This window comes from Corallococcus sp. M7, from assembly GCF_054512695.1.
The window spans coordinates 3,249,948-3,261,826 of the sequence record NZ_CM137252.1 but is presented as its reverse complement, the minus strand read 5'-3'; the positions used below and the strand labels follow the sequence as shown (position 1 = coordinate 3,261,826).

Genomic DNA, 11,879 nt, shown 5'->3' with positions numbered 1-11,879 from the left:
AAAAGGCGGGGCAATGTACGGGATGGGGGGAGGGCCCCTCAATCCAAAAGCGAGTGGCCATCAGGCCTCCGACACCTGCCCGCCGGCGAGTCTCAGACGGCGGGGCATGGAGCGAGCAAGCGTCTCGTTGTGCGTGACGACGACGGCGGTGATGCCCAGGTCCCGGTTGACGTCCCGGAGCAGCTGGTGGATGCCCTCGCCTGTCGTGGGATCCAGGTTGCCCGTGGGTTCGTCCGCGAGCAGCACCGCGGGCTTGAGCACCAGGGCGCGCGCCAGGGCCACGCGCTGGGCCTCGCCGCCGGACAGCTCGCCGGGGCGGTGGTCCACGCGGCTGCCCAGGTCCACGCGCTCCAGGAGCTCGCGGGCGTAGGCGTACGAGGGGCCGCGGTCCCGGCGCTGGATGAGCGCGGGCATGGCCACGTTCTCCAGCGCGGTGAACTCCGGCAGGAGGTAATGGCTCTGGAAGACGAAGCCGATGGTGCGGTTGCGGAACTCGGCGATCTCCGCGTCGTTCATGGAGAAGACGGACCTGCCGTCGAAGAGGACTTCACCGGCGGCGGGGGCGTCCAGCGTGCCCAGCACGTGCAGGAAGGTGCTCTTGCCCGCGCCGGACGCGCCAATCATGGAGACGAGCTCGCCGGCGTTGATGTCCAGCGACACGCCGCGCAGCACGTCAATGCGCTTGCCGTGCAGGAAGTAGCTCTTGAAGACGTTGCGGATGGACAACAGCGCCATGGCTACTCCGCCTTCAGACCTTCCACCGGTTCCACGCTGCTCGCCTTGAGGGCCGGGTAGATGGACGCCAGGTAGGTGACGAGCACCGCGATGACCACCGCCAGCGCCGTCTGCACCGGTTCGATGCGCACCGGCAGCGCGGGGATGTAATAGACCTCCGGATCCAGCTTGATGCCGACCTTCTCGATGAAGAGGCACCACGAGAGGCCGGAGAACAGGCCCAGCACGCCGCCGGCCACGCCAATCTGGAGCCCTTCGGCGAGGAAGATCTTCACGATGCCGCCGTCCGGGACGCCCAGCGCCTTGAGGACGGAGATCTCCTTCCGTTTCTCCAGCACCAGCATGATGACCGTGGCGACGATGAGGCCCGCGGCGACGATGATGATGATGGACAGGATGATGCCCATCACCAGCTTCTCCAGGCGCAGCGCGGAGAAGAGGTTCTTGTTCATCTCGCCCCAGTCGCGCGCGCGGTAGGGGTAGCCGCCCAGCACGCGCACCACCTGGTTGGCGATGCGGCGCGCGTCGTCGATGTCCGCCACCTTCAGCTCGATGCCGGTGGCGCCCTTCACGGCGAAGAAGTCCTGCGCTTCCTTGAGCAGGATGTAGACGAACTTGGAGTCGTACTCGTACATGCCCGAGTAGAAGACGCCCGCCACCCGGAACGCGCGGCTCTTGGGGATGGGCCCGGACGGCCCCAGCTCCGTGCCCAGCGGGGAGACGACGTTCACCCGGTCCCCCACCACCACGCGCAAGGACGCCGCCAGCTCCCGGCCGATGATGATGCCCGGCAGCACCGTGGGCTTCGCGGGCTTGGAGGGCTTGCCGATGATGGGGTCGTCTTCCTCCGCGTACTTGCGCTCCGCGTCCTCCACCGCGCTGCTGGGGAGAATCTTCGCGGGCTGCTCCAGGTGGCCCAGGTCGCCGCCGGGCAGGATGTTCTCTGGCAGGTCCGTCACCGAGCCGACCGTGTTCGGGTCGATGCCCTTGATGATGACGCCGTCGACGTTGCCCTCCGAGGCGATCATCACCTGGTTGATGATGAACGGAGTCTGGCCGACCACGCCGGGCACGCGCTTCACCTGCTGCATCACCTTGTCGTAGTCCGGCAGGTCGCCCGCGTAGCGCGACACCACCGCGTGCGCGTTGGTGCCCAGAATCTTCTGCTGGAGGTCGGCCTCGAAGCCGCTCATCACGCTGAGCACGATGATGAGCGCCATCACGCCCACGCCCACGCCGCCCACGGACAGGGCGGTCATCATCATGGTGGGCGACTGCTCGTGCAGCTTCATCCGGTGCTGCGCGGACGCGGCGGCGAGCGGATCCGCCAGGCCCAGGTTCTTCACGCGCGTGCGCTCCACGGCGGCCTCCGCCCCGCGGATGATGAAGTAGACGATGAGCGGCGGGATGATGCCGAACATCAGCACCGCGAGCGCGCCCAGCAGCAGCGACGGGCGGAACACCGCCACGTGCCGGCGCGCCACGAAGAGCTCGAAGCCCAGCCGCAGGTCCACCCGGCCGCTGCCCGCCGCGATGAAGCCCGTGTTGATGCCCAGCACGAGCGCCAGCACCAGCGCGGCGAAGACGAGCCAGTACGCCAGCTCCGGCCGGCCGATGAGCCCCGCGACGTACGTCACCTCGCGCAGCCGGTAGCCCAGCGCCAGCTGCAGGGACGGCACGCGCTCCATCAGCGACAGGAGGATGGGCACCGGCAGGCCCAGGTAGAACACGCCGATGGTGGCTTCCGGGAACGACAGCCGCTGCGCCCGGGACGCGCCCACGAAGCCGGACGCGAACGCCACGCCCATGCTCACGATGAACGCGATGGCGAAGGCGATGGTCGGAGGCAGCGAAAGCCCCCCACCCGCCTCGCGCGCCGCGCCGCCCAGATCCGACGGCACGCCGCTGGACAGGACGGTCTGGAGCAGCAGCAGCGCCAGCTCCGCCAGGAGGATGCCGCCGCCGTAGGCGCCCAGCGTGCTCCAGTAGAAGTCCCGGTAGCGCGCCAGGCGCGGGTACAGGGGCGCACCCGCGGCGGGGCTCGGCCCCTCACCGGAGGCCGGCGCGCGGCGGATGCCGGCGGCGATGAGGCCCCAGCCGGCCAGCCAGACGAGCGTCCCGGCCACCAGGGCCTTGGGGCCGGCCACGGCCGAGGCCTTCTGGGCGCCCAGGGCGAGCGCCCCGGCGTCGAAGGACTGGACGAGCCCGCCCCACCCCACGAAGGAGAGGCCCAGGGCGCCGGCCACCTCGGCCCACGCCTCGGACTCGGAGATGGCCACCCCCAGGAGGATGGCTCCCACGAGGGCCACGAGGGCGCCGGCCCACAGGAGGGGCCAGCGATAGTCGGTCTGCCGTTCGGCGGGGTGCACGAGGCCTCGTGGCTACTTCGCCAGCGGCTTGAGGAGGGGGAAGAGAATCACGTCACGAATGCTGGCGGCGTCCGTGAACAACATGGCGACGCGATCAATCCCGATGCCTTCACCGGCCGTGGGCGGCATGCCGTGTTCGAGGGCGCGGATGTAGTCCTCGTCGTAGTCCATGGTCTCCTGCTGGCCCCGCTGCTTCGCGTCCAGCTGGGCCTGGAAGCGGCCCTTCTGGTCCAGGGGGTCGTTCAGCTCGGAGAAGGCGTTGGCGATCTCCCGGCCCGCGACGAAGAGCTCGAACCGGTCCGTGATTTCCGGGTTCTGGTCGTTGCGGCGGGCGAGCGGGGAGACGGCGGTGGGATACTGGGTGATGAAGGTGGGATGGATGAGCGTGTGCTCGACGTGGGCCTCGAAGAGGGCGCCCACCAGCTCACCGTGGTTCATGGCGTCCACGGCGCGGCGCTCCATCTCCGAGTGCACCGTCTTGAGCAGCTCGTGACGCAGGCGGTCCACGTCCACCATGTCCTTGTCGGACAGGCCGGGGACGGCTTCCCGGATGGCCTCCGGCATGGGGATGCGCTTCCAGCCTTTGCCGAAGTCGATGGTGTGCTCGCCGTACTTCACCTTGGAGTCGCCGGTGACGTGGCGGGAGGCCTCCGAGAGCATCTCCTCCGTGAGGTTCATCAGGTCCTCGTACGTGGCGTACGCCTGATAGAACTCCAGCATCGTGAACTCCGGGTTGTGCCGGGTGCTCACGCCCTCGTTGCGGAAGTTGCGGTTGATTTCGTAGACGCGCTCCATGCCGCCCACCACGAGCCGCTTCAGATAGAGCTCGGGCGCGATGCGCATGTAGAGGTCGACGTCGTACGTGTTGTGGTGCGTGATGAAGGGCCGCGCCGCCGCGCCCGACACCAGCGGGTGCATCATCGGCGTCTCGACCTCGACGAAGTCGCGCCCGTCGAGGAAGTTCCGGATGAAGCTCACCAGCTTGCTGCGCTTCAAGAAGACCTGCTTCACGTCCGGGTTGGAGACGAGGTCCAGGTAGCGCTGGCGGTAGCGGATCTCCACGTCCGTGAGGCCGTGCCACTTCTCAGGCATGGGGCGCAGGGACTTGGTGAGGGGCACGAACTTCGCGGCCGCGATGGAGAGCTCGCCCGTCTTGCTCTTGAAGACGGTGCCCTGCGCCGCGACGAAGTCGCCCAGGTCGCACTGCTTGAAGACCTCATAGAGGTCCCCCAGCGCGTCCTTCTTCACGTGCACCTGGATTTCGCCGGAGCGGTCGCGCAGCTTGATGAACGCGGCCTTGCCGAAGGAGCGCATGGCCACGATGCGGCCGGCGACGTCCGCCTGGGGGGCTTCCTTGTCCAGGTCCTCGGCGCTCTTCTGGCCGTGGTCGTCGTGGAGCCGCTGCGCCACGTCCTTGGGCGCGTAGCCGTTGCCGAAGGGGTTGAAGCCGGCCTCGCGCCACTTCGCGGCCTTGTCCAACCGCTGCTGGTAGATCTCCTGCTCCTTGGAGCTGGAGTCCGCCGCTTCGCCGCTCTTCTCACCTGGGGGGGTCTTGTTCTCGGTGTCGGCCATGACGCGCTCGTATGAAAGGCGCGGCACCGTAGCCAAGCCTCCCCCGGTACGCAACGCATCCCAGGGGGTGGCCTGCCCGGAAACGACCGTCAGGAAGACATCAAGAGAAATGCGCCCACCGCCGCGGCCAGGAGCAGCGGGATGAGGATCTCCACCGGGAAGCGGTGCTGGGCATGCGCCAGGTGCAGGCCCTTCAGGCCGAAACGGCGCTGGCGGCGCACGCGGGCGGCCACGAGCGACGCGAGCGCGGGCGGGGCCTTCTCCCGCTCCACCGAGCGCACGCGCTCCACCGTGCGGGCGTAGCGGTCCCACCCCTGGCGGCACTCCTCACAGCCGTCCAGGTGGCTGCGCACCGCCTGCTCCTGGGGGGCTGCGAGCTGTTCGTCGGCGAGCGCTAGAAACAGCGCCCTCGCCTCGCGGTGATCCAATCGCGGTTCCACGTCCGTTGACCTCCACCCGCCGCCGCTCATGGTTCGAAGCGCCCCAGCAGGTCCGCCAGCTTCTCGCGTGCCCGGTGGAGCCGGCTCTTCACGGTCCCCTCGGGCAGCTCGGTGATGTCGACTATCTCGTCGTAGCTCAGGCCCTCGATGTCTCGCAGCGCCACCAGCATGCGCGCATCGGGGTCCAGTTGGGAAATGGCCCGCTGCACCCGGGCCCGCTCACGCGCCGCGTCCAGGGCGGCGTCCGGCTGCGGCGGGGCGCCCCCACCCTCCGCGATGGCGGCGGCGCTCACCTCGTCGAAGACGTCCGAGCGGCCCCGCCCCCGGCGCTGGAGGTACTTCAGCCGGTTGAGGCAGTGGTTCTTGGAGATGCGGAACAGCCACGTGGACAGGCGCGCGTCCTCGCGGAAGCGGCGGACGTTCTGGTGCACGCTGACGAAGATCTCCTGCACCAGGTCGTGGGCCTCCTCGCGGTCGCCCAGCATGCGGAAGCAGAAGTCGTAGAGGCGGTCCTGATGCTGGTGCACCAGCGACTCGAAGGCCTCCGGGTCGCCGCGCCGCAGCCGGACGAGCAGCGCCTGCTCCTCGCGGCGCGGGTCGGCCGGGACCTCGGCGGCCAGGGCCTGCTGTCCGACGTCGAGCACTCCGCCCGGTGACACCCGCGCCTCCCGTGTAGGGCCTGCTCCATCCTACCGCACCACCCTGCCCCGCCCCCTGACACCGGCCCCGCGAAAAAGGTTCCCGGGCACGAAAAACCCCTCCCGGCCTCAGGGCCCGGGAGGGGTGGGATGCGTCCGGACAGGACCGGTGCCGTTTAGTCCGCGGAGGCGTTGCGGTTGGGGTTCTTCACGCCCAACAGCTGCGCGGTGACGAACTCCTCCAGGTCACCGTCCAGCACCTTGTCCACGTTGCCCGTCTCCACGCCGGTGCGCAGGTCCTTGACCATGCGGTACGGCGCCAGCACGTAGCTGCGGATCTGCGAGCCGAAGGAGATGTCCTTCTTCGCCGCCTCCGCCGCGTCGCGCTCGGCCTCGCGCTTCTTCATCTCCAGCTCGTACAGGCGGCCGCGCAGGATCTTGAAGGCCATGTCCTTGTTGGCCGACTGCGAGCGCTCCGTCTGGCAGGTGATGATGATGCCGGTGGGCAGGTGGCGCAGCTGCGCCGTGGACGACGTCTTGTTGACCTTCTGTCCACCCGCGCCGCCGCCGCGGATGAACTTCAGCTCGATGTCCTTCTCCGGCAGGTCGATCTGGATGCTGTCGTCGACCTCCGGGTACACGTCCACGGACGCGAACGCCGTCTGGCGGCGCGCGTTGGCGTCGAAGGGGCTGATGCGCACGAGCCGGTGCACGCCCACTTCCGCCTTGAGGTAGCCGTAGGCGTTCTCACCTTCGATGCGCAGGGAGACGTTCTTGAAGCCCGCCTCTTCGCCCGGCACCTCGTCGCTGAGCTCGACCTTCCAGCCCTTCGTCTCACCGTAGCGCGTGTACATGCGCAGGAGCATGGCGGCCCAGTCCATGGAGTCCGTGCCGCCCGCGCCCGCGTTGATGTCCATGAAGCAGTTGCTGCGGTCCTGCGGCCCGGAGAGCATCCGCGCCAGCTCCAGCTTGGCGACCTCGCCCTCCAGCGACGCGAGCGTGCCTTCGGCTTCCTGCGCGCTGGCCTCGTCGTTCATCTCCGCCGCCAGCTCCAGCAGCGTCTGCGCGTCGTCCAGCCCGCGCATCGTCTTGTCAAAGGCGCCCACGCTGGCCTCCAGCGTGGACTTCTCCTTCAGCAGGCCCTGGGCCTTGGTGTTGTCGTTCCAGAAGTCGGGCTGCGTGGAGTCACGCTCAATCAGCGCGATGCGGGACCGCTTGCGGTCGAGGTCAAAGATGCCCCCGGAGCGCGTTGAGGCGCTCCTTCAGGGCGTTGATCTTCTCCATCGAATCGTTCGCCATGGTGTTCGTCGTCTCCTTCGTTGCGAAACAGTTGGGAAAGCCGGGGTGTTTCAGGAGGCCTTGAGCGAGGTCACCTGTGCATCCTGACGGGGCGGCGTGCGCGCCGTTCCTGGCACGAGCGCCCGGAGCCGGTCCAGCCAGAACGCGCCGGCCATGCCCAGGGAGATGGGCAGGATGAGCGCGATGGCGCGCCAGTTGTCCTGGTCGAACCAGGGCAATATCTTGACGACCAGCCCCAGCGCGCCCGTCACCGCGAGCAGGCCCCACACCCACTTGAGCCGCGAGCGCGCCTTCGCGCTGTTCCAGGTGAGGCGCAGGCCATACGGCACGGCCAGCAGCGTCAGCGGGTTCGCGAGGAAGAGGTTCTCGTTGTGGTGCGTGACGACGTGGTTGGTGCCCACCCACATGACGACGAGCGCCAGCCCGGGGATGCCCAGCACCAGCCCCACCACCACGTTCTCCAGGCCCAGGAGGATGCGCGCGGCTCGGCTGCCCTTCTTCTCCCACGCGGCCAGGCCCAGCGCGGCGCCGCCCAGGAGCACGCCCAGCGCGAGGATGTACGGGCCGAACGCAGGGGGCTGCGCGGGAGGCCGCGCACGCGAGGGCGACGCGTAGAAGTCCCACTGCTTCTCCACCAGCGACACCGGCTGCCCGTCCGGGCCCGGCACCTTCAGCTCCGCCACCTGCTGCTCCAGCTCGTCCGGGAGGAAGGCCTCCTCGCGGCGGGTGATGGGCTTGTCGATGGAGTCATTCATCATGAAGTCGAGCAGGAAGCTCACGGGCGGACTCACCGCCGTGTAGCGCCGCGTGTGCTCGCGCAGCGTCATGCGGGCCGGGGCCTTCTCCGCTTCCGACAGCCGGCCGCCCACCGCCACGTCGATCATGTCGCGCAGGCGCGTGACGCAGTTGTCGCTGTAGTGCTCGTAGAGATAGTCGCGGTTCTCCGGCAGCACGTTGTCCGCCAGCTTCTTCGCCACCGTCACGCGCTGCTCGGGCGTGAGGTTGAGCTCCTGCACGCGCACGTCGCGATTGAGCGACTTGTAGAAGCGGAAGGTGCCGTTGACGCTCGACTCACCGACCCAGAACTCCAGCCGGCCCTTGGCGAAGTGCACCACCGTCTGGTCGTCGAACGAGTACATCCCGTAGTTGTAGAGCCGCTGCATGTGGCGGGCGCGGTCCTCCACCACCAGCGAGCCGTGGCCCCACCACGAGAAGACGTCGTCACCGGGGCTGAAGGTCACCAGCCAGATGGACAGGTCCTCGCCCCGGCTCTCGCCCGTGCCCCACGGCGGCACCGACGCGGCGCGCGCGGGGGACGCGGACAGCAGGAGACCCAACAGGCTTGCGACGATGAGAGACGACAGGCGGGGCATCGTTCCATCCAACACGAGGCACGGGGGGCCGCAAGCCCCCCGGCGGGGATTTCAGATGAGCTTCGCGCGGCGCTCGCGCGAGTCGATGGTCAGCGAGTCCGCCACCATGCCGCGCTCACCCAGGAGCTGCTCCTCCAGGGCCGCCATGCGCTTCGCGTCGCGAGGCTTCTCATGGTCGTGCCCCAACAGGTGCAACAGGCCATGCGCGAGGTAGCGGCCCATCTCCGACTCCAGCGTGCGGCCGTACTCCTTCGCCTGCCGCTTCGCCGTGTCCAGGGAGATGACCACGTCCCCCAGCGGGCGGGGGCCCGGGGTGCCCTTGGGCAGGTCGCCCGCGGGGAAGGACAGCACGTCCGTGGCCTTGTCCTTCTGGCGCCACGTGCGGTTGAGCCGGCGGATGGCCCGGTCCCCCACGAGCGACAGCGACAGCTCGCAGTCGGTGAGCCCCAGGCGCTTGAGGTAGTCGCGGGCCCAGGTGGTGAGCAGGCGCTCGTAGTCCGCGCCCTGCCCGTGCGCCACCTGCACCGTCACCTGGTTGTCCGCGGCCTTCGCCTTGGGCGCCGGCTTCTCGATGTGGGCCAGCTCCACGCGGAACGCCGGGGCGCAGATGGACCAGTAGTCACACGCGCCCTGCGAGTCGTTGCGGTACACCACGCGCTTGCCGCGCGGCACCAGGCCCACCTCGCCCGCGCCAATCCGTTCGCGCTTGCCGTCCACCACCAGGGTGAGCTCGCCCGTGAGGACGAGCACCACCTCGTCGAACTCCGGCGTCTGCGCGGGTTCGCTCCAGCCCGGCGGCGCCCGCATGCGCGCCACGGACGCGGACTCCGTCTGCGTGCTGGCCACGCCGACGAACTCCTCGATGCGCTTGCCGTCGTCGCGCGGAATCACCTTGCCCTTGCGCAGCTTCACGCCCTCCACCTTGCGGCTCATGACATGCCCGCCGTTCGCACCTTCGTGTCCTTCGCGTCGGTCTTCGCGGGCGCGGGCGCCATCATCAGCGGCGCGCCTCCGCCCTTGCCCCCACCCATGGCGCCCGCCGGGTAGACGGGGCGCGTGTGGTAGATGCCCTCCAGCGTGTGCAGGAAGGACTGGGCGATGAGGTTCAGGTCCTTGAGCGTCAGGTCGCACTCGTCGAGCTGGCCCTCGGAGAAGATGATGTTGATGATCTTCTGCACCTGCGCCTGGAGCTTCGCGCTGGTGGGGTCCGGCATGGAGCGCGTGGAGGCCTCCACCGCGTCGGCGATCATCACCAGCGCCGCCTCGCGGAACTGCGGCTTGGGGCCCGGGTAGCGGTAGATGCTCTCATCGATGGGGGGCGCGCCTTCCTTGCCCTCCTGCTCCTTCAGGGCCTTGTGGAAGAAGAAGCCCACCGTGCGCGTGCCGTGGTGCTGCGGAATCGCGTCCGCCACCAGCTTGGGCAGGCGGTACTGGCGGGCCATCTCCAGGCCTTCCGTCACGTGGCGCTTGATGATGACCGCGCTCATCGCGGGCGCGAGGCCGTCATGCCGGTTCTCCCCCTTCTGGTTCTCCCCGAAGTAGAGCGGGTTCCGGCCCTTTCCGATGTCGTGGTAGTACGCGCACGAGCGCGCCAGGAGCGGGTTGGCGCCAATCGTCTCCGCCGCGTTCTCCACCAGCGTGCCGATGATGATGGAGTGGTGGTACGTGCCGGGCGCCTGGACGATGAGCTCCTTGAGCGCCGGGTGGTTCAGGTTCGCCAGCTCCAAGAGCTTGATGTCCGACGCGTAGCCGAACGTGGCCTCGATGAGCGGCGTCAGCGCCATCACCATCACCGGCACGGCGAGCGCGGTGCCGAAGAACGCGCACAGCGCGGTGATGACCGTGTCCCCGGCCAGGCCCTTGCCCTCCACGAGGAACAGGAAGAGCACCGCGATGAGGTTGGCCACGCCGGTGACGAGGCCCGCGCGGAAGATGCCCACGCGGTCCTTCGCCTTGACGATGCGGTCCGCCGCCACCAGCGAGCCCACCAGCGTGTAGATGCCGAACGCCAGCGAGTTGCCCAGCATCACGCCCGCGAGGCACGCGAACACCATGGCGAAGAACAGCGCCAGCTCCTGCGCCAGGATGAAGCGCACCAGCATGGCGCCCGCGGCCACCGGGAAGGCGTAATAGAAGGCCTCGATGGGCAGCGCCGTGTAGCGGTCCTGCACCGCGTCCGCGATGGACACCCAGACCTGGAGCAGGCCCAGCAGGCCCACCAGCAGCAGGCCCAGGAGCACGCCGTCCTTGCGCGTGGGGCGGAAGCGGCGGAAGGCCGCGCGGCAGAAGCCGTAGAAGGCCACCACCAGCAGGGCGACCAGGCCCGTGCCGCCCACCTGCAACTGGAGCAGGTCCAGGCGGTCCGTCTGCGCGCGCATCCCGCGCAGCATGACGAGGTGCGTTTCGTTGACGAGCTCGCCGTCGCCGATGACGCGCTGGCCCTTCTTGATGGCGATGACGGCGTCCTTCACCGCATCGCCCGCGAGCCGGCGGCGCAGGTCCGTCTCCGCGATGTTGATGGTCAGGCTGGGGCGCACGAGCCGCTTGGCGATTCGCAGCACCGCGCGGCGCTGCACCGCCGGGGCGTCCGGCATCACATTGCCGGGCACGGAGGCGAAGCGGTCCTGCTCCTGGTGCGCCTCCCGCATGTCCACCACCTGGGCGGCGCCCGCGGGCAGCGTCTCCTCGTTCTTGTGCTGCACGTCGCGCACGGTGAGGCCCTGGGGCGCCTCACGCACCAGCTCCTCCCGCGAGCCGGCCACGTACACCTGGCTGCCGTCCGCGCGGTAGGCCCGGTCGAGCAGCACCAGGGTGGCGGTCTCCGACTCCTCCGAGAAGCCGTTGGCGACGAGCGCCTGGAAGTCCTCGGACTCCAGCCCCGCGTCCCGCTGGCCGAAGAGCTGCTCCTGGAAGCGGGCCTGCATCTCCTCGCGGTCGCGGCGCTGGCGCTCCTGGGCCTCCGGGGTGAGCGGCACGGGGCGGCGGCGCTTGGTCTGGCCCTCCTCCTGCGGGGTCTCCTCGGCGCGGGCGTCCTTCTCCTCCTCCAGGTGCTCGCGCGCGGAGGCGAAGGCGGCGCGCACGGACGCGCGCAGGTTGCCCACCACCGCCGGGTTGAGGTCGTACACCGGGCGCACCGCGCTCCGGGCCTCGCGGCGGCGCTGCTCCGTCATCGACTGGTGGACGATGTCGTAGTCGCGCGCGGCCTTGAAGCCGGCCGGCGAGTTGGCCCGGAAGGGCTTGCCCAGGTTCTCCTCGTTGAGCGCCGGAATCTGCTGGCTGTAGAGGCCCGGGGAGATGACGAAGCCCGCGCCCACGGAGACGACGAGCAGCAAGAGGGCCTGCACGACGCGCCGGCCCCACTCCCCACGCCGCCCGAGCCCCAGGCGGACCGCGAGCGCGTCCAGCGGACTGGGCCCGGGGGTTGGTGATTCAGGATCGGCCATGGGGGAACTC

General features: G+C 69.4%; 9 protein-coding genes. All 9 read right to left on the bottom strand.

The annotated features are described in order from the left end of the window. Window positions 1-60: 60 nt before the first annotated feature. Window positions 61-735: an ABC transporter ATP-binding protein gene (locus tag ACX114_RS13245; RefSeq protein ID WP_459298113.1), complete on the bottom strand. Its 675-nt coding sequence runs from the start codon at window positions 733-735 to the stop codon at window positions 61-63. A 2-nt stretch (window positions 736-737) separates the two neighbouring features. Next, window positions 738-3,104, bottom strand: a complete 2,367-nt coding sequence (locus ACX114_RS13240) for an FtsX-like permease family protein (RefSeq protein ID WP_459298111.1) — start codon at window positions 3,102-3,104, stop codon at window positions 738-740. Between the two features lie 12 nt (window positions 3,105-3,116). Continuing rightward, window positions 3,117-4,676: a lysine--tRNA ligase gene (gene lysS / locus ACX114_RS13235; protein WP_459298109.1), complete on the bottom strand. Its 1,560-nt coding sequence runs from the start codon at window positions 4,674-4,676 to the stop codon at window positions 3,117-3,119. A gap of 89 nt (window positions 4,677-4,765) precedes the next feature. Continuing rightward, the gene (locus ACX114_RS13230; protein ID WP_206797929.1) at window positions 4,766-5,146 is read right to left on the bottom strand and encodes an anti-sigma factor family protein; all 381 of its coding nucleotides are present in this window, start codon (window positions 5,144-5,146) and stop codon (window positions 4,766-4,768) included. Next, complete coding sequence (locus ACX114_RS13225) at window positions 5,143-5,775, bottom strand: RNA polymerase sigma factor (RefSeq protein WP_459298107.1); 633 nt, start codon at window positions 5,773-5,775, stop codon at window positions 5,143-5,145. Before ACX114_RS13225 ends, ACX114_RS13230 begins: the two co-directional genes overlap by 4 nt. A gap of 155 nt (window positions 5,776-5,930) precedes the next feature. Then, window positions 5,931-7,053, bottom strand: a protein-coding gene (prfB, locus tag ACX114_RS13220) for a peptide chain release factor 2 (RefSeq protein WP_459298105.1) whose coding sequence is annotated in 2 segments (ribosomal slippage) — window positions 5,931-6,983 and window positions 6,985-7,053 — 1,122 coding nt in all. Because the reading frame shifts where the segments join, the coding sequence is not laid out codon by codon here. 50 nt (window positions 7,054-7,103) lie between these two features. Continuing rightward, window positions 7,104-8,426, bottom strand: a complete 1,323-nt coding sequence (locus tag ACX114_RS13215; protein ID WP_459298103.1) for an Lnb N-terminal periplasmic domain-containing protein — start codon at window positions 8,424-8,426, stop codon at window positions 7,104-7,106. A 51-nt stretch (window positions 8,427-8,477) separates the two neighbouring features. Continuing rightward, window positions 8,478-9,359 carry an rRNA maturation RNase YbeY gene (gene ybeY / locus ACX114_RS13210; protein ID WP_459298101.1) on the bottom strand — a complete coding sequence of 294 codons (882 nt, stop codon included), beginning with the start codon at window positions 9,357-9,359 and terminating at the stop codon, window positions 8,478-8,480. Next, on the bottom strand, window positions 9,356-11,869 hold the full coding sequence (locus tag ACX114_RS13205; protein WP_459298099.1) for an HD family phosphohydrolase: 2,514 nt from the start codon (window positions 11,867-11,869) through the stop codon (window positions 9,356-9,358). The genes ybeY and ACX114_RS13205 overlap by 4 nt, the downstream gene beginning before the upstream one ends. Between the last annotated feature and the right edge of the window lie 10 nt (window positions 11,870-11,879).